Genomic DNA, 22,420 nt, shown 5'->3' on the forward strand with positions numbered 1-22,420 from the left:
CCGCACCCGCGGGCCGGTCACGGGCATTCGGTGACGCTGTCGCCCAGGTCGGCGCGGCAGGTGTCGCTCTCGTCGCCGCCACGCACGTAGTCGTTGCCGCCGACCTCGTCGACGGCGTCGAGGGTGTCCCAGCCCGGGCCGCCGTCGACGAAGTCGTTTCCGGTTCCCGCGATCACCTGGTCGTTGCCGCTGCCGCCGCTCACCACGTCGTTCCCGGCGCCCGCGTTGACGATGTCGGCGCCGCCCCGACCCTCGATCGAGTCGTTGCCCGGGCCGCCGAAGAGGCGGTCACGGCCGCTGGAGCCGGTGAGCGTGTCGTTGCCGTTCCCCCCCCCGAGAGGAAGTTGGCGCCCTCGTCGCCTTCCAGGGTGTCGTTGGCGCCGCCGCCGTAGAGGCTGTCGTCCCCCGCGCCACCGATGAGGGTCACCCCCAGGCTCTCCAGGAACGACGTGACGTCGTCGGCCTGGTCACCGGCGTGGACGACGAGCTCGGTCAGGCTGCCGGCCCCCGGGCAGTCGGCCTCGTTGGCGCTGACCGCCCTGCACCCGCCCAGAGCGGTCACGGTGTCTCCGGTGTCCCTGACCCGGATGGTGTCGCCGACCTGCCACACCGAGATGGTGTTGCTCAGTCCCACGGCGGCCGTCACCGTGACGGACGTGCCGGTCCTGATCACCAGCGTTGCGTCGGCCGATGCCTCGGGTGCAGGCACGCCGGGCGTCGCGGCCGCCGGGCCGGCGAGGGCCAGTGTGAGGCCGAGGGCGGCGGTCCCGCAGGCGATGGTGCGGGGTAACGCCTTGTCCATGGTCTACCTCCTGGAGAGCGTTCGGGTAGATCGGATGGCCTGAGCGCCCGCCAGGGCATGAGAACGACGTGGGCAGGCGTCGACCACGCGAGCAGCAATCATGATTCAACGTGTACGAACAGAATCAAACGTTGGATCGGGATGAGACTGAGGGTTCGAGGGATCGGTGTCAAGCAGCCCCTCATCCGTCCCCGCGCCCGTCTGGGTCTCGACCTGCGCCGATCCGTAGAGAGCGGATCTCATGAAGAACGGGCTTCGGCCAAAGTCGGCTCGATCCCGTGGGCATCAGCCGCGAGCGGCGGCGCCTGCCGCGCGGGCGGCCCTGCGCCGGCGGCGGAGCAGCAACCAGGCGGCCGACAGGAGCGCCAGGCACGCCGCGAAGAGCCACGGGGCCTTCAGGAAGCCGTCGGTTCCCGAACCGCGGACGTCGTCCGCGCTCGCCGTGACGGTGACCTGCCCCCAGCCCGCGAAGGGGGCTCCCGCCCAGGTCTCGGTGAGTCGGACCTTCTGCCCCGGGAGCAGTTCGGCCGGTACGTTGGCGAGCCGCCGTTCGCCGGGCCCTCCCACGACCACGCCGCCGGTGCGGAAGGAGACCGTGGGGGTGAGCTTCACGTTTCCCGTGTTGTGCACGGTGTAGGAGACGGTCGATTCGCGGGTGCCGGTCCACGGTATCTGCGGGCTCCGCGCTGTGAACCGTACGTCCTCCACGGCCAGGCCGGGTTGCCGCGGCCCCTCGACGCGCAGATAGATCCTGGCTCCGACACCGCGCTGGACGCCGAGGTGGGAGCCGTCGGCAGGCCGAACGCGGGTGTCGACCGCGACGAGGGCGCCCACGTGGTCGCCGGGCGGGGCGTCGCGGGGGACGGTGAGGGTGATGCCGATCGTCACCGCCGAGCGGGCCGGCACCGTGACGGTGTCGTGCTCGGGCTTTCCCCAGGCACCGACGTCCCGTTGGGTCTCCTCGATGCCGCGTACGGCCAGTCCGCCGTCGCGTTCTGTGTTGTGGGCGTCCGCGACGTAGAGGCGGAACGTCAGCTCCGCGGCTGTGGTGTTGGTGACGACCGCGCGGTCGGTGAGCGTCGTGCCGGGCCTTGCCGGCAGTTCGAAGGCCGCCCGCGGGGTGATCGTGGAGTCCGCGGGCCTGACCGACCATTCGCCATTGTCCGCCGCCCCGGCCGGTGTGGGGGAGAGGCTCGTCAGGAGGAGAAGGAGCAGGGTAATGAAGGCGGTGCGCATGGCTCGTCGGCTTTCCTGGCGCCGCGGGCCGGACGCGTGACGTCCGGCCCGCGGGCGCTGTCAGAGGAGGGTGAGGGAGAGGATGCCGGTGTAGCTGCCGACGGGGGTGTACTTCGGGATGTCGAGGGACACGGTGGCGTCGGCGGTGAACTCCCCGCCCGTCACGTCACCTGCGGCGGCAGAGGCCAGGGTCGCGCCGTCCGTTCCGACGACGCCCGGGCTGCCCGCGGCGCACGTGCTGGGGCTGCCGCTTCCGGTGGAGCAGACGGGCGTCCACGTGAGCCGGTTGGCCTCGACCTTCCCGCGCGGTCCGGCGAAGTCGGTGACCTTGCCGGTGAGTGACCAGCCGGCCGTGCCGCCGCGGAAGTCCTTCACGGTGACGGTGCCCAGCTGTCCGGCCGAGGTGCCGCCGGTACCGAAGTCGACAGGGGGGAGCCGGACGGGGTCCGCGGTGGTGGCCATGGTCAGTACACCGGCTCCGACCGACGCGGTGAGCTGCCGTTCGGCCGTACCGGGGGCCGGCGGGTCGGCCGGGTCGGCCGGGTCGGCCGGACCGCCTGCGGCGGAGACCTTCCAGGCCTGGCCGGGCGAGCCGTCGCACGCGGACTGGACGATCCCGGCGCCGGCCGTCGTGGATCCGCCCCGGACGGCGAGGCACTTGCTGCTGTGCTTGGCGACGATGCGCACGTACCCGTCGGGGAGGGTCTCGAAGCGCCAGCGCTGGTTGTCCTTCCAGCCGCAGTCGTACTGCTTGACCTCAGCGCCGTCGGCGGTCGACTCGTCCGCCACGTCCAGGCACTTGCCGCTGTGCTGGGCGAGGACGCGCACGTAGCCATTGCTGTTGTCGGTGAACCGCCACTGGCTGTTCAGGGTGCCGGCGGCGCAGGTCTCCTGGGTCACCGGCACCTGGTTGTCGGAGGAGCTGCCGGGCACGGCGGCGCAGGCGCCGCTCCCCTTGTTGGTGATCGTCCGGGGGTCCCCTCCGGAGCCGGATATCCGGCCCGTCGCGGTGTCGATCGAGACCTGGGGGTACCACGGAAGGATCATGGTCGTGGCCGTGGGGAACGCCAGCGGGAGCCACACGTACGTGGAGTCGTTGACGTGCTTCGGGTCGGACCACACGCCCGCCCAGCGGTCTCCCATGTAGAGGAAGGAGGTGGTGTCGCTGCCTTCCACGGGCAGGACGAACGCCGTCTGCGAGTGGTGGCCGTTGTGGCTTCCGACGTCCTTCATGGGCGACCACGGTCCCGCCAGGCTGGTGGCGGTGGCGTACTTCTGCTGGTTGGGGTCCCAGTAGCTGGTCCCGGAGGTGAGCATGAAGTAGACGTCACCGCGCTTGAACAGGGCCGGTGACTCGCGGTGCTGGCCCGGCCAGGGGTTCGCCACCAGGTCCTTCACCTGTGTGTAGTCGTCGCTGAGCTCGTAGATGTGCAGGTCGGCGTTGTAGTTGGCCGAGGAGATCATGTAGGCCTTGCCGGCGGCCTTGTCCTCGTACACGGTGATGTCGCGGGACATGTGCTCGGCGCCGGAGGCGTCCTTCGGCCGGAAGGATCCCTTCCAGGTGTAGGGGCCGTCGATCGTGGAGGACACCGCCACGGCGGCGCGGGCCTCGGCGTAGGAGGCGTCGGCCTCTTTGTGCATCCACATGACGAACTGTTTGGTCTTCTCGTTGTAGAGGACCTTGGGCCGCTCGATCACGGCGGAACGTATCTCCGGGTCGGCCTCCTGCGTCAGGACGTGGCCGCGGGGCTCCCAGTTCTTCAGGTCCTTGGAGCGGTACGCGGAGACGTAACGGAACTTGTTGTCGTCGCCGCGGTCCTCACCGAACCAGTAGTAGTAGTCGTCGACTTTGAGTACGCCGCCACCGTGCGCCTGCACCCCTTGTCCCGCGGTGTCCGGGAACTGGGTGCCGGGTTCGGTGGTGACGGGCGCCGCCAGCGCCGTCGGCGCCCCACCCAGAACGGGGAGGAGCAGGCTCAGGCCGACGAGGACGGATCTCACTCTTCGCATGCAGATCCTTGATGTCACCGCGCGCACGCCGGCACCTGGCACATAGGGAGTCCCGCCCCCCATGTGCACAGGAACCAACATTTCTGCGCGTGAACCAACAACTTTGAGCAGAGGCTGGCGCACGCATCACCTGAATGTCAACAGCTCGTAAAAAAATTCGACATTCCGTGCATGACCGCCACCGCAGCGTCACCTTCGGGGTAGGGCGCCCCGGGTCAGATCGTGGTCGCCAGCGGGACGGAGATCTGCTTCAACCAGACACCGGCCGCGAAGTCCCGGGCCTTGATGACGACGCGGTCGCGGTGCACCTCGACCTGGAGGCCCTGGTTGAAGACGCCGGGGACCGTGCTCTCGCCTCCTTGGCCGTTGTCGGCGAAGCCGGTCTGCACGGCCCCCGTGTTGATCACCGAGAACCCGTCCAGGTTCGCCGTCCCGGGCACGACGCGCCGCACGTACCAGTCGGACAGCGCCAGGTCCCAGTGCGTGTGTCCGCTGAACAGGAACACGTCGCGGTGGCGCCCCAGCAGCCCGAGGAGCGCGTCCGCCTGGAGGTAGTCGGTGGCGTAGAGCTTGTTCCGTGTGCCCGAGACCGTGTTGGGCAGGGGGTGGTGCGTGATCAGCATGACCGGCTTGCGACGTGCGCTCCAGTACCGCAGGCGCCCCTCCAGCCACCGCAACTGCGCCTCGCTCAGCCATACTTCGTCCCAGAGCTTCGGGTCGTGGTAGTGCATGTACCGCTCGGTGCCGATGGTCAGGACGGGGATGCCGCCGAAGGTGGTCTCGGCGTACACCGTGCCGCGCCCGGCGAACCGGTGAAAGCTGCGGAAAAGGGAGTCCTCCGTGGCGCCGTTGGGCCAGGTGGCCAGGGAGAGCGTCTGCGGATCGGCGTACTTGGGCACGTAGAACTCGTGGTTTCCGATGGCCCACGCGACCTCGCGCGGGCGCGGGCCCCGTTCCAGTACCTGCCGTACCGCCGCGTATTCGAAGTCGTAGCCGCGCGGAGTGATGTCGCCGGCGACTGCGAGCCCCGAGCCGTGCGGGGCCGTGGCCCGGATGTCGCGCAGGGCGACGGCGAAGTCCCCCAGGTCGCCCTGGATGTCGCTGATGACGTTGAACGTGGACAGTGGCGCGGTGGGGGCGTGGCCGAGCGGCTGCGCCGCGGCGGGCGACGGGGTCGCGGTGCCGAGGGCGACGGCGCCGGCCGCCGCGGTGATCAGAGACCTGCGTTTCATGGTGGCAGCCCTTCCGGGGGTGTGGGGCGCGATCGAGCGACCCGTGGGGGAGACGCCACATGTTTACGCAACCAAAGCGGCCGGCACATGAATGACGGGCAACGCTTCCCCCGACCCGGCACCGCCGGTGACGGGCCGCAGGGTCCGCCACCGGCCGTGCGTGCCGCGCCGTCGGGACTACCCGCCCGCCGGGTCCGCGCGGATGGTCCAGGACTGGTTGCGGCCTGTGTTGGGCCGGTAGGTGCCGACCGGGGCGCCGTCGGCTGTGGAGGCGCCGGTGACGTCGAGAAGGGTGCCGGTCGCGCTGTTGATCAGGGTGTGGTGCCCGTCTCCGGAGGTGGACAACATCCACTGCTGCTGCGCGGACGGTCCCGGAGGAAGCAGGGTGAGCTCACCGTCGGCGACAGCGAGGGCCTGCCCGCTGCCCGCGTTCGTCACCCGGTACGAGGCCGTGCTGCTCCAGTCGCCGGGCGCCGACCTGGTGAAGGTCCACTGCTGCGCGGCGTCGGACCGGTTCGGGGGGCGCTGGACCACGGCGCCGCCGGCCCCGGCCCGGGCGGCCGTGAGGGCCAGACCGCTGTGGTCGTTGACGAGGAGCCGGGGACCGGCGCCGGGGGCCGCCTGCTCGGGGTCGACGCCGGACGTGCCCGGTACGACGAGGGTGGTGACCGAGTGGGGGGCGAGGGTCACGGTGACGCGTTTGCCGGTGACGGCGACGTCGGCCTCCCGGTGGACGTTGCGGGTCGCGTCCGTGGTGTAGCGCTGCACCGGAGCGGCGGTGACGTGCCGGAAGCCCGTGAGGTCCAGGGTGATCGTCCGGGCCGAACCCGTGGCATTGGTGTGGACCACGACCGCGCCCTGGCCGCCTGGGCGCACTGCGGCCAGCGTGTGGTCGTCGTCCGTGGCGATGACGCGGGATCCCGGACGGATGAACCGGCTGTACTGGGCCATGGCCCAGTACTTCTTGTTCTTGCGCAGCGGCTCCCTCGCGGCGTCGGCCGGGGTGAAGTCGGTCTGGATGAGGCCCCAGTTGGAGTCCTCGTGGGCCGGGGTCATGTTTTCGTAGTCCTCCACGGCCTGCCACAGCACCCAGGCGCGCGGTTCGAGCTGCGTGAGGTCGTCGGTGATGCGCTCGGCGAGGTCGAGGGCGGGGCTCATGTCGGTGAAGCTCTGCGGGACCGCCCCGCCGAGGTCCACCTCGGACATCCACAGGGGCTTGTGCGCGGCCTTGGCGATGTCCCGGACCCCGCTGCGTCCCTGCGTCCCGTAGGTGTGTGCGTTGAGCCGTCCGACGGCGGAGCGGGTTGTGCTGCCGTAACTGTCCCAGTTCGCACGGAACATGTCCGGGTTCGTCTCGTCCATCGCTGCGACCGGCGTGCGCAGCCCGTTGCGGTCCAGCTCGGTGCGCAGCGCCGTGATCATTCGGGCCTGGGAGTCGCGGGCCCAGTGGGAGCCTTCCTGGCGCCCGCCCGCGCGCCAGTAGGCGGTGTCCGGTTCGTTGACGGGAGACACGGAGGTGAAGGTGACGCCCGTGCTGTTTTGTACGCGCTGCACGGTCCCGGCCAGGTAGGCGGCGAACGGCTCGTACTGGTCCGGTCGAAGGTTGTCGTGCAGCGGATCGACCGCACCCGAGGCGAGTCCGCTGTGGGTCATGAAGTAGGGCGGTGAGTTCGAGAACGCCTCGAAGGTGTCGGCGCCCCGGGCCTTGGCGGCCTTGAGCCACCAGCGCTGGTTGCGGTCGGCGTACGGGTCCCAGTGATCCGGATTGTCGGGGTCCCACCCGTGGGGCGCCTCGGCCCCGGACCGGCTCCAGTGGCCGGGTACGGCAGCCCCGGCGCGCATGTAGGGCGCGGTCTCGGTGCTGTCGCCTCCGCCGATGTTGTAGCGGGCGATGGTGAAGCCGAGTCCCTCATTGCCGTAAAGGGCGTCGGCGAGCCGGTTGCGCTGGGGGTCGGGCCAGCCGCCCGTGACGTTGGCGAACCACGACAGCGCGGTACCCCACCCCTCGAACGGTGCTTGCTGGTATGCGGGATCGAGGCGGACCGGGACCGCGGACGACGGGACGGGATCGGCTGCGGCCGGAGGTGCCGCCGTACCGCCGGCGAGGAGTGCGCAGGCGGCCGCGAGTGAGGTCGCGAGAGCGGTGGGCGTACGGCGTCGGGCGCCGCTCGGGGGCCTGTTTCTGGTACCGAGCACAGATCGTCTCCTGTCGGAAGCGGATGCGTACACAGGGAGGGCGGGCCGCGCCGGGCCGATGGAGGCGGTTGCGATGGAGCCGCTTCGGCGTCCTCCGGCAGCGGGCGGGCGTGAACGTGTCCCGCCAGGCGCAACGTAATGTTTACGTAAACATCACACAGTGGGGAGAGTGTCGAAGCGGCGGGCAGGCATGTCAAGAGAACCGGCGAGTAGCATGCGTCCCACCCATTCGGTGCACAGCGCTAACATCCGTACGGAGTGCACCACGCACTCGGCTCGGAGTAGGGGTTCGGAGGTCCGGTTCATATGCCGCGCGAGGTCGGAGCAAGATCACCGAGGTCCCGTCCGCTGCGCCAGTCACCCTCCATGGCCGACGTCGCCGCGATGGCGGGGGTCTCGTCGCAGACGGTCTCCCGTGTGGCCAACAACCGGGAGAACGTCGACGCGTCCACCCGCGAGCGGGTGCAGGCCGCGATGAAGATGCTCGGGTACCGCCCCAATACGGCCGCCCGGGCGCTGGTCACCGGGCGGTTCGGCACGCTGGGCGTCATCAGCTTCGACATCAGTGCCTACGGCAACGCCAGGACCTTCGCCGCCATCTCCGACGCCGCCCGCGAAGCCGACCTGTTCGTGAATTTCATGGGAGCCCGGGCGCAGACCGAAGCCGCCGTGCGCCAGGCGTTCCAGCAGCTGATGGTCCAGTCGGTGGACGGCATCATCCTCATCGAGTCGCAGATCCTGGACACCCCCGAACTCCGGCTGCCGTCCGCCGTTCCCGTGGTCTTCGCCGACGGGGACACCGGTCACCGCTACGCCAACGTCGACGTCGATCAGGCCGAGGGCACCCGCAGCGTCGTGGAGCACCTGCTGGGCCTCGGTCACCGTACGGTCTGGCACGTCGCGGGGCCCCGCGACTCCTACGCGGCGCGCCGCCGGGCCGAGGCGTGGCACCGCTCGCTCAAGGATGCGGGCACCGTCGTACCACCACTCCTCTACGGTGACTGGTCCGCGGCCTCGGGTTACCGCGCCGGACGTGAACTGGCCGGCCGCCCGGAGGTGACCGCGATCTTCGCCGCCAACGACCAGATGGCCCTCGGCGTCATGCGCGCCCTGCAGGAGGTGGGTCGGCGCGTGCCGCAGGACGTGAGCGTGACCGGATTCGACGACGTTCCCGAGGCCGCCTTCTTTCCCGCCCCCCTCACCACGGTCCGGCAGGACTTCGACGCCGTGGGCCGCCACTGCGTCGGACTGCTCCTCGATCAGATAGGCGGCGTGGCGGGCAGCCCGCGCCAGGCATCGGTGGCGCCCGTCCTGGTGGTGCGCGAGAGTACGGCGGCCCCGGCCGCCTGAGCGGCCGGACGCCGGAGCGCCCTCAGGACGTTCCGGCCTTCGCCGCCCTGGCGGCACGGCGCCCCGCCGCCACGGTGCCGAAGGTCTCGCGGTCGTCGAGGAAGCCCTCGAGCGCGAAGGTGGCGGCTCCGAGGTTCACCGGGTTCTCCGGCACGGTGCTCAGCTGGAAGGAGAGCGCCTGGAGCGTCGCCGGTAGAGCGTGCGCCGCGATGACGTCGCGGGTCTGCCGCAGCAGCGGCTCGCCGAGCCGGTCGGCCACCCAGCCGCCCAGTACCAGGGTCTGCGGATTGAACAGGTTGAGGAGATCGGCCGCGGCCTCCCCCAGGTGACGGGCGGTCCGCGCCACGGTTTCGGCGGCCACCGCGTCGCCCTCCGCCGCGGCGCGGGCGACCTTGCTGACCACGGCGTCCTCGTCGGGGTCCAGGAGGGGGCTTTCCGCGTCCAGTTCCCGCACGGTGCGGGCGATGCCGCGGGTGCTGACGTAGGCCTCGACGCATCCCCGCCTGCCGCACCTGCACTCCCGTCCGTCGCGGACCAGGCAGGTGTGGCCCCACTCCCCGGCGCTGTTGGTGGCGCCCCGGTAGAGGGCCCCGTCGACCGCGATGCCCGCGCCGACGCCGGCCCGGAGGGTCAGTACGAGTAGGTCGTCGACCTCGCGTCCGGCGCCGAACCACATCTCGGCGACCGTGCCGGCCTTGAGGGGGTTGTCGAGGTACAGGGGCATCGGGAGGCGCTCGGCGAGGAGGGAACGCAGGGGCACGTCGCGCCAGGACCAGTAGGGCGAGAAGACGGATACGCCGCCCTCGCGCTCCACGAGACCGGGGATGCTGACCCCTGCGCCGAGGATGCGCGGGGGCGCGCCCGAGGCGTCCGAGAGGCCCTCGACCCCCGTGACGATGGCGTCCACCACGTCGTCCGGACGGACGTCGGTCTGCGGCAGCGGCAGCCGTACGCTGCGCAGCACCGTCAGCGCCAGGTCGAACAGCTCGACCTGGACGGAGGTCTCCGCCACGTCGATCCCGACCAGCGCACCGCGCTCCGCGTTGACCGCGAGGCGGGCCCGCGGGCGCCCGCCCTTGGAGTCCTCGTGGCCGGCCTCGCGCAGGACTCCCGCCTCCAGCAGCTCCACGACGAGGTTGGCCACGGTCGCGAAGGACAGGCCGGTGGCCGCGGCGATCTCCTGCCGGCTCACCGGGCCGGGGGCGGCGAAGACGCACCGCAGCGTGTCGAACCGGTTGCGGCGGCGGATGTCCTGGGCGGTGCGTTTCGCCATGGGTGCGTCCTTCCGTGTGAGGGCAGAGGTCGTCGTCGTGTGCGGGGCGAGCTTATTCCATGCATTGGACGATGTGTATTTACATGAGTTAGAAGAACTCTTAGAGTTTCGTCGCAACGAGAGGAGCGACACCATGCACCTGACCGCACTGCCGTGCGCGCCCGTGCCGGGACGCCTGACCGAGGGACCCGTTTGGCACGCCGGACGCGGTGACCTGCTGTGGGTGGACATCACGGCGGGCCTCGTCCACCGGGCCCCGCTGGTGGCCCGCGACGACGACAGCGGTCTGCCGGACCTGGGGGACCGGACGACCGTCAGCCTCGACCGGCCCGTCGGAGCGGTCGCGCCCTGCGCGTCCGGCGGGCTCATCGCGGCCGCCGGAACCTCCTTCCTGCGCGTCGACGAGGACGGCGTGGCCACGGAGTTCGCCGCCCCCGCCGTCCCCGACGACGGCACGCCGCGACGGTTCAACGACGCCAAGTGCGACCCGAGCGGGCGGCTGCTGGCCGGCACCATGGCGTACGACGCGACCCCCGGCGCAGGCGCCCTCTACCGCCTCGATCCCGACGGCACCGTGACGACCGCCCTGAGCCCCGTCAGCATCTCCAACGGCCTCGGCTGGAGTCCTGACGGTCGGCTGCTGTACTACGCGGACAGCCCGACGCACCGTGTCGACGTCTTCGGCTACGACCCCGTCACCGGCACCCTCTCGGCCCGCCGTCCCTTCGCCGACACCAGCCCCGCCGGCATGCCGGACGGCCTGGCCGTCGACACCGAGGGCCGGGCCTGGGTGGCGGTGTGGGGAGCGGGACAGGTGAGGGCCTACGCCCCCGACGGCGCGCTCCACGCCGTCGTGACGGTCCCCGCCTCCCAGGTGTCCAGCTGCACCTTCGCGGGCCCGGACCTGGACCTCCTGATCATCACCACCGCGGCCGACGGGCTGACGGCCGCGCAACTCGCGGCCGAGCCGCACGCCGGCCGGATCTTCATCTGCCGGCCCGGTGCCACCGGTCTGCCGGTCGCGCCCTTCGCCGACGATCCGGCGCAGTTCTCCGGGTCCCCCACCACCTCATACGACCTCCGAGGTTCCGCATGACGACCGACCCCCTGGTTCCCGCACTCGCCGTCGCACCCGTGATAGCGATCCTGCGTTCCCAGTCGCCCCGCCACTTCGCCGCCACGGCCGACGCCCTGCACGAAGCGGGCATCCGGGCCATGGAGTTCACCCTCACTACACCGGGAGTCCTGCACGCGTTGCGCGAGTACGCCGAGTCCAAGCCGGCCGGTACCGCCCTCGGCGCGGGCACCGTCATGACCCCGGCCGATGCGATGCGCGCCGTGGAAGCCGGCGCCACCTATCTCATCACGCCGGCCATCTGCCTGGACGTCATCAGGGAGGCCCGTCGCCTCGGCGTCCCGGTGCTCCCCGGCGCCCTGACGCCGAGCGAGATAGTGGCGGCGTGGGGGGCGGGCGCCACCAGGGTCAAACTCTTCCCCGCCTCGGCCGGAGGCCCGGAGTATCTGCGCGCAGTCCGGGCACCCTTGCCGCACGTCCCGCTCGTTCCCACGGGAGGGATCGACCTCGACCAGGCGCCGGCCTACTTCGCCGCGGGCGCGAGCGCCCTGGGCATGGGCAGCCCGCTAATCGGGGACGCGTGCGAGGGCGGCGACCTGGACGCGCTCCGGGAACGCGCCGCCACACTGTTGGACGGCATCCGCTCGTGACCGCGCTCGTCACCCTCGGGGAAACCATGGCCGTCCTGGCGGCGGCCCGGCCCGGCCCGCTCGCCTCCGGCACTTCGCTCCGTCTGGGATTCGCGGGCGCGGAGGCCACGGTCGCCATCGGCGTCAGCCGCCTCGGCCACGCGGCGTCCTGGACCGGGCGGGTCGGCGCCGACAGCGCCGGCACGATGATCCTTGACGGGCTGCGCGGTGAGGCGGTCGACGTCACCCGCGCACGCGTCGACGACACGGCACCCACCGGGCTCATGCTGCGCGAGCGACGCACACCCGACCACACCCGTGTCACTTACTACCGGCGCGGACTCGCGGGCGCCCGCCTCGGCCCCGAGGACATCGACCCGGAACTCGTCGCCCGGGCCCGGGTCCTGCACGTCACCGGCATCACCCCCGCCCTCGGCGACGGCCCGCGGGCGGCCGTACGGCGAGCCGTCGACCTGGCCCGCGCCGCCGGCGTCACCGTCAGCCTGGACCTCAACTACCGGGCCCGGCTGTGGAACCGGGAGGAGGCCGCAGCCGAGCTGACCCACCTCGTCACCCGCGCGGACATCGTCTTCGCCGGTCCCGACGAGGCCTCGCTGGTCGTTCCCGAGGCCGAACCCGCCACCATGGCACGCGCCCTGCTCGACCTCGGCCCGCACGAAGCGGTCCTGAAACTCGGCTCCCGAGGGGCCGTCGCGGTCACGCCCGGCGCCGAGGCCGTCCAGGACATCGTGCCGGTCACCCCGGTGGATCCGATCGGCGCGGGCGACGCCTTCGTCGCCGGATACCTCGCGGGGCTCCTCGACGACACCGACCTCCCAGGCCGGCTCCTGCTCGCCGCGACGTGCGGGGCCTTCGCGGTGGCCTCGCCCGGCGATTGGGAGGGCCTGCCCCGGCGTGCCGACCTGGACCTGCTCCACGGAGCGGACGTCACTCGCTGACCGGTGCTTCCCGGCCCCCGTCCACCAGCACGGCTCGGCGCCACCCTCCACCCACTGCACCCCCACCCACTCCACCCACGAAAGACCTGCCATGAAGCGATTCACAGGGCGAACCGCCGTCGTCACCGGCGCATCGTCCGGCATCGGCGCAGCCAGCGCCGTACGTCTGGCCGCCGAAGGGGCCGCCGTCGTCCTCGCCGACATCGACGAGGCGGCGGGCACCGCACTCGCGCGGGAGATCCGCGACGACGGGGGCCGCGCGGAGTTCGTGCCGTGCGACGTCTCTTCCGAACAGGACTGGCGCAACCTGAAGGACCGCACGCACACGCTGTTCGGTCCGGTGGCCGTCGTGCACAGCAACGCCTTCACCCACACGCCCGCGCCCGCCCACGAACTGCCCGGCAGCGACTGGGACCGTGACATGGCCGTCAACCTCAAGGCGCCCTACCTGGCCGTACGCACCTTCCTCGACGACCTGCGCGCCGCCCGCGGCTCCTTCGTGGCCACGTCCAGCGTGCACGCACTGTGCAGCCTGCCGGGTTATCCGGCCTACGCCGCGGCGAAGGGAGGCATGTGCGCCCTCGTCCGGCAGCTCGCCGTCGAGTACGGACCGGACGTGCGGTTCAACTCCGTACTGCCCGGTCCCATCCTCACCGAGAACTGGCAGGACGTGGACGAAGAGGGCCGCACCCTTTCGGCCCGTGCCACGGCCCTCGGCCGGCTGGGCCGCCCCGAGGAGGTGGCGGCCGCCGTCGCCTTCCTCGCGTCCGACGACGCCTCGTACATCACCGGCAGCAACCTGACCGTGGACGGCGGCTGGACCGTGAAGAAGGAGTCCAAGTGAAGATCACCTCCCTGAAGACCTACCTCGTTGCCCCCCGCTGGTGCTTTCTGCGCGTGGACACCGACGAAGGCATCACGGGCTGGGGCGAACCGGTCGTGGAGGGCCGCGCGCACACCGTCGCCGCGGCCGTCGAGGAACTCTCCGACTACCTCGTGGGGCAGGACCCCCTGCGCATCGAGGACCACTGGCAGGTCCTCACCAAGGGCGGCTTCTACCGAGGAGGCCCCGTCCTCTCCAGCGCGGTCGCGGGCATCGACCAGGCCCTGTGGGACATCGCCGGCAAGACGCTGGGCGTGCCGGTGTGGCAGTTGCTCGGCGGCAATGTCCGGGACCGGGCACGGGTGTACAGCTGGATCGGCGGAGACCGCCCGGCCGACGTCGCGCAACAGGCCGCCGCCCGCAAGGCCGAGGGCTTCACGGCCATCAAAATGAACGCCTCGCCCCAGCTGGAACTGATCGACACGCCGCATGCCGTCCGCGGCATCGTGGAACGGGTGGAGAGCGTCCGCTCGGAGGTCGGCGACGGCTTCGACATCGCCGTGGACTTCCACGGCCGCCTCACTCTGCCCATGGCGAGGCGGGTGCTTCCCCTCCTGGAGCCGTACCTGCCGTTCTTCGTCGAGGAACCCGTGGTTCCCGAGATGAGCGCCCACATCGGCGAGGTCGTGCGCTCCACCAGCATCCCCATTGCCACCGGAGAGCGGCTCTACTCCCGTTGGGACTTCAAGCCGGTGCTCCAGCAGGGAATCGCCGTGGCCCAGCCCGACCTCTCGCATGCCGGCGGAATCTCGGAGGTGCGGCGCATCGCGGCGATGGCGGAAGCCCACGACGTCTCCCTGGCACCGCACTGCCCACTCGGCCCCATCGCGCTGGCCGCCTGCCTCCAGGTCGGCTTCGCCACCCCCAACCTGCTGATCCAGGAGCAGAGCCTCGGAATCCACTACAACGCAGGATCGGACCTGTTGGACTACCTCACCGACCGGTCCGTCTTCCGCTACGAGGAAGGCCACGTCGCCCTGCTCACCGCGCCCGGACTGGGCATCGACGTCGACGAGAAGGCCGTCGAACGCGCCGCCGAGACCGGCCATCGCTGGCGGAACCCGGTGTGGCGGCGGGGCGACGGCTCCCTCGCCGAATGGTGAGGCGTTAGACCCCAGCACGGTCCGGGCACGCCGGTCGCCCGGGCATCAGGAGGTCAAGGACTCCAGCCGCTTTCGCGTGGCCGGGCCGTAGACCCCCGCAGGGTCGCCGCGGACGCTGTACTTCGCCTGGAACCGCTGCACCGCGTCGTCGAGGTGCCGGTCGTAACGTCCTCGCAGGGGGAGGGACCACAACCCGAGCTGCGTGAGACGCCGCTGCAGCTCGACGACCTGAGGCCCGGAGTCGTGGCGGCGCAGCGTCGGCTTCTCGGAAGGCGCCGACGACGGGGGAGAAGGTGGCAGAGTGTTCGGGCTGCCCGATTGCTGCCCGACGGCCGGCGCCGCGTCCGTACCCGTGGGTGTGCCCGCGGGGTGCGCGGACGGCGCCGCCGACGGTGAACGCGCCGGGCTGCTCCCGGCTGTTGGCGGGGTGCCCCGAGGTGGGCTCGGGGGCGGGGCAGGAGACCGGGACACCTCGGGCGGCACACTCGGCTCGTCCTCCACATCGAGTACGTCGAGCCGGCTCGCGGGCGCGTGTGCCGTCGTCTCTCCGGATTCCTGACTCCGGGCGAAGGCGTACGTACCCGCGATGGCCGCGGAGCCGATCAGGGTGGCGAGGGCCGCGGTGACGCGCAACGGACGGCGCTGCTTCGCGGGCCGGTGCGCCCGGTGGCCTTTCGGTCTGCTCATGACAACGGGCTGGCCGAAGGCGTGACCGGCAGCGCCGGGCGGTGGGCCGCTCTCGTGCACGACCTGCGTCACGACCCACGACACCGTGGCGGTGCTCATGGTGGTCGGTTCGTCCGCCGACGCGGGTTCGTGCGGGGCGATGTACGGCCTGACCCAGTCGCCGTCGAACTGCGCCGGGGCGGTGGCCCGCCCTGCGCGCGCGTCGGGGTGCACGGGGCCGCAATCACAGCGGAGGGGGTCACCGCAGCGAGGACAGAAGGGGGTGCTCACCAAACTCCAGTCGGCTGTTCCGGGAAAAACAGAATGAGCCCTCGGTGCTTCACGCCATACGGCTCTTGAATTGCCGGGGCCCCATGCGTAGAGGGTGCCTCCGAAGGTCGTCCGCTGTGGACGGCCTTGTGGTGAAGGAGGGGGTGATCGGTGAATCTACTGTGTGTGAAGGTCTTGAATCCAGCCCAGTGGACGCCTGATTGATAACGATCGGCTAAACGTGCGACCCGGGTTGCGTCGAGCTCTCCTCCCGAGCCACGACAGCCGCCCGTGTCTTGAACTGTTCGACCTTCTGTCAATAAGGCGGATCGTCTCTACCCAGGCGAGCCTTGGGTTAGCGGGGGGTTCCGTGATCAATCACGCAAGATCGTCAGTGTTGACTTCCTTGCGTGAATGTCTGATTCTGTTCGGTGCAAGGGTGGGCGCTGCCGTCATGTTCGAGGCGCGCCGACCGGTGCGGTCGATGTTGCGCTGCCCCTATTTCCAGGTCGGCGGCAGGTGGAATGAAAACCGGAGCTCTCGTTATGGAGAACTCCGGCGTCTCACCCTGCCCGGAAATGCAACGGATTCATTCTCCGGGGACGCTTTCCCGAATTCGCTCCGATAAGAACTATCGAGAGGCGTGTCGTGTCCTGAACAATAGGGCGACTCTCCCTCCCCACCGAGGATGTCCTACGTGTCGACAAACCACCCCTCCGTTGTGAGTCGCATGACCGACCAGCAACTGTGTGACACCATCCGCGCAGCGGGCCCGGCCGCCCCGACGGCCGAGACCGAGCTGCGCCGACGGCATGGCCCGAGGGTCTCCGCCTTCGCCCGGATCGCCGCGGACGGCCACCCGCTGCCGGCCCAACGCGCCGCGGACCGTGCGATCGGGCGGTTCATCGACGTGCTGGCCACCACAACCGACGCCGTGGACCGTCCCCCTCGCCTGTCGTTGCTGGCACTGGTGTCCGGGGAGTCGGCCGACGCCGCCGATGTCCCGCCGGACCAGGGCCTCCAGTCATTCGTCCGCAAGGGGTTCGCGACCCTGTCGCCCCGCACCCAGGCGGTCCTGTGGCATTCCGTGGTCGAACGGGAGCCGGACGAGGACGTCGCGACCATCACCGGTGACCGGCCCGACGCCGTACCGGACCTGGCTCACCGCGCACTGGCCGCCTGCCGGGACGCTTTCCTACGCGTACACCTGCAGGCTCGGCCCACCCCGCACTGTCCCGAGTACGCGCGCATGCTCGATGCCGCTGCGGTGCGCGCCGACATCCGGGAGAACCCGGACCTGACGCTGCACGTCGAGGACTGCCCCGGGTGCGCTGCCGCGCTGCGCGGCCTGGTCGCCCTCTGCGACACCCCGGGTCCGTTGCTGGCCGGCTCCCTGCTTGGTCCTGCCGGCGCGCTCCACGCCTCCGCCGCATCCCGCGACGGCACGGGCCCGGACGCCGAGGACACAATGCCTCTCGCTGTCACCACTGCGACCGCAAGCCGGCGAAAGCCGCCCGCCCGCGACCGGAAGCTGTCCGGCCTCGTACGGAAGCCGGACGCGCGGCTCCTCCTCGCCCCGGCGGCCTTGATCACGACCGCGGCGCTCGCCTTCGTCGTCCCCGCGGCCTGGGGGCCCGCGCCGCCGCCCACCGCGGCTGAAGGGCAGCCGCCGGGGCCGGACATCGGGGCGGGCGGCGCGGGGTCACCGGCCCCGTCGGCGAGCAGGGTACGTCCTTCCGCATCCGCCTCGCCCCATCGTTCCCCCAGCGCGTCTCCCTCTGCGACAGGCCCATCGCCCAGTGACGGGCCCACAATCAGCCCCACCCCGACGACGGACTCCGCGACGACCGATCCCGTACAGCCCTTCCGAGCGTCGGCCTACGTTCCGGCCGTCAATTCCGCCACCGGCCTGTGCCTGGACGTCCGCGGCGGCACCTTCGCCAACGGCGTCGACGTGATCACCGCACGCTGCCGCGCCGGGGCGCAGGTGCAGCAGTGGCGTCTGGACGAGAAAGGCCTCCTGCGCAATGCCGCCAACCCGGCCTACTGCCTGGACGCACGCGGTTCCGCAGGGGACGGCGTAGGCATCTGGTCGTGTTCGGCGTTCGGCCGGGCCGAGGGCGACAACCTGGTGTTCTCCACCGATGCGACCGGACGCATCAAGCCCCGGATAGCACCCGGCTACGCCGTGACGTCCGGGAGAGGCGAGCCCGGAGCGCCCGTCACCTTCGGCCGCACCGGTCCGTCGGCGGAACAGCGCTGGAACGAGCCGGCCAGGCAGACACCCTGACTCAGTGGTCAAACAATTTCAGACATGTTCCGATAGAAACCAACGCCTGTGGGTGACCCCGACGCACGTCTGCGGCGGCGTCGGTCCGCAGGGCCTTCTGGCCTGCGCTGACGGCCGTTGTGCCCGACAGGTGCCGCACCGGTAGTCCCTGCTGCCCTGCGGTGTCACCAGAGGTCACGGCGGTGCATCAATCCGAAACCCCTGGTTCACGCTGTTGACTTATGGCGGAAACGGCGCTTTTCTCTGTTGCATCAAGTTTGAAAACGGCTGACTGTGGCGGATTCCCCAGGGGATCGTCTGCGGGGACTCGTCCGCCGAGGCCGGACAACCCTCCCTCAGAGCCTCCAGGGACCCTCAGCACCGGCGGCACTCACGACGGCAGCCGGACCGAACCCACCCATCGCACGTGCCCCACTGGTCGCTTGCGACCCGTTCAAGCAAAGGGATCGACATGCTCACTCACCACCACCGCCGCCCGGTAGCGGCCGCGGCCCTGAGCCTGGCCACCATGCTCGTCCTCTCCTCGTGTTCCAGTGGTCAGGAGACGACCGGAGGCACCGCGGACGTCGGGAAGGTCGACGGGAAGATCTCCCTGACCTACCTGCAGAAGCAGGGCGACCAGGAGTACTTCATCGGCGAGGCCGCCGGCGCGAAGGCGAAGGCGAGTGAACTCGGGATCGACCTGAAGGTGGTGAACCTGGGCAACGACGCCAACAAGACAGTGAGCGAGGCCCAGGCGGCCATCTCGCAGAAGAGCAACGGGCTGATCGTGGTCGTCCCCGACCCGGCCGTGGGGCCGCAGGTCGTCCAGCTGGCGAAGACCGGCAAGGTGGCCCTCCTGACGTCGGACGACCAGATCTGCAGCACCGGTCCGGACCCCTCCGCCTGCGGCCCCGACGACCTGGTGCCCCGCATCGGGTTCAGCGGCCAGCAGATGGGCGGCGAGGTCGGCAAGCGGGCCGCCGAAGAGTTCAAGAAGGCCGGCTGGAACCCGGCGGAGACGCGCACGATATCGGCCTGGAAGCAGGACGTCACCGTATGCACCGACCGTGTCAATGCCGCGAAGAAGGCGTTCGCGGAGGCCGCAGGCACGCCCGTACAGAACATTGACGTGCCGACCGACAACTCCCCGACGGGCGCACAGGACAAAATCGCCGCGACGATCACCGCCAACGCCTCCGTGAAGCACTGGGTGGTCTGGGGCTGCAACGACGAGAACGTCCAGGGTGGGGTCACCGCCCTGGAGAACGCCGGCTTCACCGCCGACAACGTGATCGGCGTCGGCCTCGGCGCCTACCTCGCTTGCAAGAACTGGAGCTCCGGCAAGCCTTCCGGCATGAAGGCGGCACTCTTCATCAACGGCAAGGACGTCGGCGCCCTGGCAGTGCAGACGATGTTCGACAAGCTCAAGGACGGCAAGGACTTCCCCAAGGAGGCCTTCGCCCCCACCAAGATGGTCGACGCCTCCAACTGGAAGGCTGCTGGCGTCACCTGCGGCTGAGCCCGCGCCCGAGACCAGGACGGGTACGGCCGCCGCACCGGCGAGGCCGTACCCGCCACCCGCCCGGACCACCACCGCCGACCAGCAGCGTCGCTGGAACGAATGCCCCACGTAACCCCAGCTTGCGAGGCCCCCATGACCACAGCAGGTACAGAGCCACCCGCCCCCGTCCAGGATTCCGGCGAAGAGGTCTCCGTCGAGAACATCACCAAACGGTTCGGCGCGGTACAGGCGCTCAGCGGCGTCACGCTCACCTTCCCCCGGGGCCGGGTGACCGCCCTCATGGGAGAGAACGGAGCGGGCAAGTCGACCCTGCTGAAGATCCTCACCGGTGACCACCAGCCCACCGAGGGAAGCATCCTCTGGGACGGGCGCCCGCGGACCCTGTCCTCGCCTCACGACGCCCACAAGGCCGGGATCCGCATCATCCCCCAGGAGCCCGAGATCATCCCGCACGTCTCGGTCGCCGAGAACGTTTATGCCGGGGCCCTGCCGCGTACCGCCCTGCGCCGCCTCGACCGCGCGGAGCTGCGCCGCCGCATCACCGCAGACCTGGCCAGGCTCGGATTCGAGAAGGTCATCCACCCCGATCAGCTCGGTTCAGAACTCACCCCCGCACAGCGCCAGTTGGTCGAGATCCTGCGGGCGCTGACCGGTGAGGCCAAAGTCATCGCCTTCGACGAGCCCACCTCCTCCCTCTCCGACAACGAGGTCGAAGCGCTCTTCGCTCTGATCGACCGGCTCAGGGACCAGGGCATTGCCGTCATCTACGTCTCCCACCGTATGAAGGAGATCTTCCGCCTCGCCGACCGCATCGCCGTCCTGCGCGACGGCACCGTCGCCGGCGTCCTGGAGGCCCGCAACACCAACGAGGGGGAGGTTGTCCGCCTGATGGTGGGCCGTGACCTGTCCTCCCTGTTCGTGCGCCAGGACGTCGCCCGCGACGAGGTAGTCCTCCAATTGGAAGGCGTCACCACGGACGACGTCAGCGAGATCGACCTCCAGGTCCGAGCCGGAGAGGTCGTCGCCCTGGCCGGACTGATGGGAGCCGGGCGGTCCGAACTGGCCCTCGCCCTCGCCGGCGACCGGTCCATCCGATCGGGCAGCGTCTGCGTGAACGGCCGGCCCCTGCGTCTGCGCGGCCCCCGCGACGCGATCCGCGCGAGTATCGGTCTCGCCCCCGAGGAGCGCAAAGCCCAGGCGCTGTTCCTCCACCGCTCGATCCGGGACAACACCTCTCTGGTGAGCCTGGACCGGCTGCGCCGCTGGCGCTTCGTCCGGAGTCGCCAGGAGAAGGTGGTGGCTCAGGACTTCTCCGACCGCCTGCGGGTGCGCACCCCCTCGATCGAGCACGAGGTGCGCAAACTGTCGGGCGGCAACCAGCAGAAGGTCGTGCTCGCCCGGTGGCTGCTGCGCAAACCGAAGGTCCTGATTCTGGACGAGCCGACGCGCGGGATCGACATCGGAGCCAAGGCCGAGATATACCGCATCATCGCCGACCTCGCCCGGGAGGGGGTCGCCCTGCTGGTTATCTCCTCCGAACTCCCTGAGGTCCTGGGGCTCGCCGACCGGATCGTCGTGATGCAGAACGGCCGCATCACCGGCGAACTCGACCGGTCGCAAGCCACGGAGGAAGCCATCCTCAACCTCGCCATGGCCGACGACCTCGCCCCCGTCGCATCCGACCGACCGCTCACCGACTCCGCCGATGGAGACGCTCGATGACCACCACCCAGACGCCGGCCACCACCGAGAGCCTCCCCGCCCCGGCACGGAAGACGGCGGGAACCCTGCTCTCCTCGCTCGGAGGGCAGAACCTCAGCCTGATCGGCGCCCTCGTCCTCGTCCTGGCCCTGTTCGGGTTCCTGAACGACAACTACCTCAGTCTCGCCAACATCCAGGTCATCGGCGAGGCGGCGACGATCACCGGCCTGCTCGCCATCGTGCAGACCGTCGTGATCATCTGCGGAGGCCTCGACATATCCGTCGGCTCCCAGGCCGGCCTGGCATCCGTCGTGAGCGCCATGGTCTTCACGTCCGGCGGATCCAACCCCTACCTCGGGATGGCCGCCGCGATCGGAGTCGGCATCCTCGTCGGCGTGGTCAACGGAGTGGCCATCGTCTACGGCCGGGTCAACCCCACCATCGCCACGCTCGCGGGCCTGGCCGCCTACAAGGGCGTCGCCCAGCTCATCTCCGGCGGCCGCGCGCAGGGCTACGTACTCAACGACCCCTTCTTCGTGTTCCTCGGCCGGGGAAAGATCGCCGGGGTACCGGTCATGATCTGGATCCTGGTGGTCGTGGCCCTCACCGTGCACGTCATGCTGAAGTACACGGACATCGGCCGCAACGTCTACGCGATCGGCGGCAACGACACCGCGGCGCGCCTGGCGGGCATCAACATCAACAAGTACCTGGTGGCCGTCTATGCGCTCATCGGTGTGGTTGCGGCGGTCGCGGGCATCCTGCTGACCGCGCGGACCGGCTCGGGGCAGCCCGTCTCGGGCAGCGAGGGCCTCGAACTCAAGGCCATCACTGCAGCCGCGCTGGGCGGCTGTGCGCTCAAGGGCGGCAAGGGCGGTATCGGCGGCACCCTCCTCGCCGTCGCACTCCTCGGCGCCCTGGAGAACGGACTGACCGTCGAGGGCATCAACACCTTCTGGCAGAACGTCGCCCAGGGTGCACTCCTCGTGGCCGCTGTCGTCATCCAGCAGCGCCGCAGCGGCGAACGGGCTGTCGGCCTGCCGCACTGACCCGGGCACGCACGACAGCAGAACGGCGCGGTCGGCGCGGCGAGGCCCGCCCCTTCCGGGGCGGGCCTCGCCGGGTGAGGGTTCATAGGGCCTGCATCGCGATCCATCACACGGAGGGCGAGGGGATCGAAGACAGCCATTCGGCGTAAATGCTCGCGGGGGCAAAACTGTGGGGAAAGTCGCCGGGGCTGC

Annotated in this window: 17 protein-coding genes and 2 pseudogenes; 10 read left to right on the forward strand and 9 right to left on the reverse strand. The window is 70.6% G+C overall.

From position 1 onward, the window contains the following. Window positions 1–17: 17 nt before the first annotated feature. The 7 genes and pseudogenes from ACIQK6_RS31365 to ACIQK6_RS31395 all read right to left on the reverse strand — a co-directional run bounded on the left by ACIQK6_RS31365 (window position 18) and on the right by ACIQK6_RS31395 (window position 7,476). Window positions 18–203, reverse strand: a complete 186-nt coding sequence (locus ACIQK6_RS31365) for a hypothetical protein (RefSeq protein ID WP_402696012.1) — start codon at window positions 201–203, stop codon at window positions 18–20. A gap of 21 nt (window positions 204–224) precedes the next feature. Beyond that, window positions 225–284, reverse strand: a pseudogene (locus ACIQK6_RS31370) (hypothetical protein); the annotation flags it as partial. Window positions 285–349: 65 nt separating this feature from the next. Next, window positions 350–802 (reverse strand): annotated as a pseudogene (locus ACIQK6_RS31375) (hypothetical protein); the annotation flags it as partial. 285 nt (window positions 803–1,087) lie between these two features. Beyond that, window positions 1,088–2,038, reverse strand: a complete 951-nt coding sequence (locus tag ACIQK6_RS31380) for a DUF916 domain-containing protein (RefSeq protein ID WP_329106934.1) — start codon at window positions 2,036–2,038, stop codon at window positions 1,088–1,090. 60 nt (window positions 2,039–2,098) lie between these two features. Continuing rightward, window positions 2,099–4,048: an RICIN domain-containing protein gene (locus tag ACIQK6_RS31385; RefSeq protein ID WP_329106936.1), complete on the reverse strand. Its 1,950-nt coding sequence runs from the start codon at window positions 4,046–4,048 to the stop codon at window positions 2,099–2,101. A gap of 215 nt (window positions 4,049–4,263) precedes the next feature. Then, entirely contained in the window at window positions 4,264–5,280 is a 1,017-nt protein-coding gene (locus ACIQK6_RS31390; RefSeq protein WP_329106938.1) for a DUF4073 domain-containing protein, read from the reverse strand. Between the two features lie 177 nt (window positions 5,281–5,457). Next, window positions 5,458–7,476, reverse strand: coding sequence for a glycoside hydrolase (locus ACIQK6_RS31395; protein WP_329106940.1), 2,019 nt, complete (start codon window positions 7,474–7,476; stop codon window positions 5,458–5,460). Between the two features lie 366 nt (window positions 7,477–7,842). Between ACIQK6_RS31395 and ACIQK6_RS31400 the strand changes: the two genes are divergently transcribed. Further along, a complete protein-coding gene (locus tag ACIQK6_RS31400) occupies window positions 7,843–8,826 on the forward strand; it encodes a LacI family DNA-binding transcriptional regulator (RefSeq protein WP_402696014.1) in 984 nt (327 codons plus the stop codon). Window positions 8,827–8,848: 22 nt separating this feature from the next. Here the strand turns inward: ACIQK6_RS31400 and ACIQK6_RS31405 are convergent, their stop codons facing one another. Next, window positions 8,849–10,099, reverse strand: a complete 1,251-nt coding sequence (locus ACIQK6_RS31405) for an ROK family protein (protein ID WP_402696016.1) — start codon at window positions 10,097–10,099, stop codon at window positions 8,849–8,851. Between the two features lie 133 nt (window positions 10,100–10,232). Here ACIQK6_RS31405 and ACIQK6_RS31410 point away from each other — a divergent pair, with 133 nt between their 5' ends. The 5 genes from ACIQK6_RS31410 (at window position 10,233) to dgoD (ending at window position 14,748) form a co-directional block, all read left to right on the forward strand. Beyond that, window positions 10,233–11,195 (forward strand): SMP-30/gluconolactonase/LRE family protein, encoded by a 963-nt coding sequence (locus ACIQK6_RS31410; protein ID WP_402696017.1) that lies wholly within the window; start codon window positions 10,233–10,235, stop codon window positions 11,193–11,195. Next, on the forward strand, window positions 11,192–11,824 hold the full coding sequence (locus ACIQK6_RS31415; protein ID WP_266355708.1) for a bifunctional 4-hydroxy-2-oxoglutarate aldolase/2-dehydro-3-deoxy-phosphogluconate aldolase: 633 nt from the start codon (window positions 11,192–11,194) through the stop codon (window positions 11,822–11,824). The genes ACIQK6_RS31410 and ACIQK6_RS31415 overlap by 4 nt, the downstream gene beginning before the upstream one ends. Next, the gene (locus tag ACIQK6_RS31420; RefSeq protein WP_402696019.1) at window positions 11,821–12,762 is read left to right on the forward strand and encodes a sugar kinase; all 942 of its coding nucleotides are present in this window, start codon (window positions 11,821–11,823) and stop codon (window positions 12,760–12,762) included. Before ACIQK6_RS31415 ends, ACIQK6_RS31420 begins: the two co-directional genes overlap by 4 nt. A 91-nt stretch (window positions 12,763–12,853) precedes the next feature. Continuing rightward, window positions 12,854–13,606 (forward strand): SDR family NAD(P)-dependent oxidoreductase, encoded by a 753-nt coding sequence (locus ACIQK6_RS31425; protein ID WP_402696021.1) that lies wholly within the window; start codon window positions 12,854–12,856, stop codon window positions 13,604–13,606. Next, a complete protein-coding gene (gene dgoD, locus ACIQK6_RS31430; protein ID WP_161288730.1) occupies window positions 13,603–14,748 on the forward strand; it encodes a galactonate dehydratase in 1,146 nt (381 codons plus the stop codon). The genes ACIQK6_RS31425 and dgoD overlap by 4 nt, the downstream gene beginning before the upstream one ends. Window positions 14,749–14,793: 45 nt before the next feature. Here dgoD and ACIQK6_RS31435 read toward each other — a convergent pair whose 3' ends face one another. Further along, a complete protein-coding gene (locus tag ACIQK6_RS31435) occupies window positions 14,794–15,648 on the reverse strand; it encodes a peptidoglycan-binding domain-containing protein (protein WP_161288733.1) in 855 nt (284 codons plus the stop codon). 766 nt (window positions 15,649–16,414) lie between these two features. Between ACIQK6_RS31435 and ACIQK6_RS31440 the strand changes: the two genes are divergently transcribed. From ACIQK6_RS31440 to ACIQK6_RS31455, 4 genes are all read left to right on the forward strand, one after another. After that, window positions 16,415–17,974 (forward strand): ricin-type beta-trefoil lectin domain protein, encoded by a 1,560-nt coding sequence (locus ACIQK6_RS31440; protein WP_402696023.1) that lies wholly within the window; start codon window positions 16,415–16,417, stop codon window positions 17,972–17,974. A 451-nt stretch (window positions 17,975–18,425) separates the two neighbouring features. Then, window positions 18,426–19,475 carry a substrate-binding domain-containing protein gene (locus ACIQK6_RS31445; RefSeq protein ID WP_402696025.1) on the forward strand — a complete coding sequence of 350 codons (1,050 nt, stop codon included), beginning with the start codon at window positions 18,426–18,428 and terminating at the stop codon, window positions 19,473–19,475. A 135-nt stretch (window positions 19,476–19,610) separates the two neighbouring features. Continuing rightward, window positions 19,611–21,200 (forward strand): sugar ABC transporter ATP-binding protein, encoded by a 1,590-nt coding sequence (locus ACIQK6_RS31450; protein WP_402696026.1) that lies wholly within the window; start codon window positions 19,611–19,613, stop codon window positions 21,198–21,200. Next, window positions 21,197–22,228 (forward strand): ABC transporter permease, encoded by a 1,032-nt coding sequence (locus ACIQK6_RS31455; RefSeq protein ID WP_402696028.1) that lies wholly within the window; start codon window positions 21,197–21,199, stop codon window positions 22,226–22,228. Before ACIQK6_RS31450 ends, ACIQK6_RS31455 begins: the two co-directional genes overlap by 4 nt. Window positions 22,229–22,420: the final 192 nt, after the last annotated feature.

It is taken from the genome of Streptomyces sp. NPDC091682 (assembly GCF_044756625.1).
In the GTDB taxonomy this organism is placed as follows: domain Bacteria; phylum Actinomycetota; class Actinomycetes; order Streptomycetales; family Streptomycetaceae; genus Streptomyces.

Bases quoted from the DNA above. Each gene is read 5' to 3' on its own strand.
- ACIQK6_RS31380 (WP_329106934.1), bottom strand. From the start codon at position 2,038: ATGCGCACCGCCTTCATTACCCTGCTCCTTCTCCTCCTGACGAGCCTC.
- ACIQK6_RS31385 (WP_329106936.1), bottom strand. From the start codon at position 4,048: ATGCGAAGAGTGAGATCCGTCCTCGTCGGCCTGAGCCTGCTCCTCCCC.
- ACIQK6_RS31390 (WP_329106938.1), bottom strand. From the start codon at position 5,280: ATGAAACGCAGGTCTCTGATCACCGCGGCGGCCGGCGCCGTCGCCCTC.
- ACIQK6_RS31400 (WP_402696014.1), top strand. From the start codon at position 7,843: ATGGCCGACGTCGCCGCGATGGCGGGGGTCTCGTCGCAGACGGTCTCC.
- ACIQK6_RS31405 (WP_402696016.1), bottom strand. From the start codon at position 10,099: ATGGCGAAACGCACCGCCCAGGACATCCGCCGCCGCAACCGGTTCGAC.
- ACIQK6_RS31410 (WP_402696017.1), top strand. From the start codon at position 10,233: ATGCACCTGACCGCACTGCCGTGCGCGCCCGTGCCGGGACGCCTGACC.
- ACIQK6_RS31415 (WP_266355708.1), top strand. From the start codon at position 11,192: ATGACGACCGACCCCCTGGTTCCCGCACTCGCCGTCGCACCCGTGATA.
- ACIQK6_RS31425 (WP_402696021.1), top strand. From the start codon at position 12,854: ATGAAGCGATTCACAGGGCGAACCGCCGTCGTCACCGGCGCATCGTCC.
- ACIQK6_RS31440 (WP_402696023.1), top strand. From the start codon at position 16,415: ATGACCGACCAGCAACTGTGTGACACCATCCGCGCAGCGGGCCCGGCC.
- ACIQK6_RS31445 (WP_402696025.1), top strand. From the start codon at position 18,426: ATGCTCACTCACCACCACCGCCGCCCGGTAGCGGCCGCGGCCCTGAGC.
- ACIQK6_RS31450 (WP_402696026.1), top strand. From the start codon at position 19,611: ATGACCACAGCAGGTACAGAGCCACCCGCCCCCGTCCAGGATTCCGGC.
- ACIQK6_RS31455 (WP_402696028.1), top strand. From the start codon at position 21,197: ATGACCACCACCCAGACGCCGGCCACCACCGAGAGCCTCCCCGCCCCG.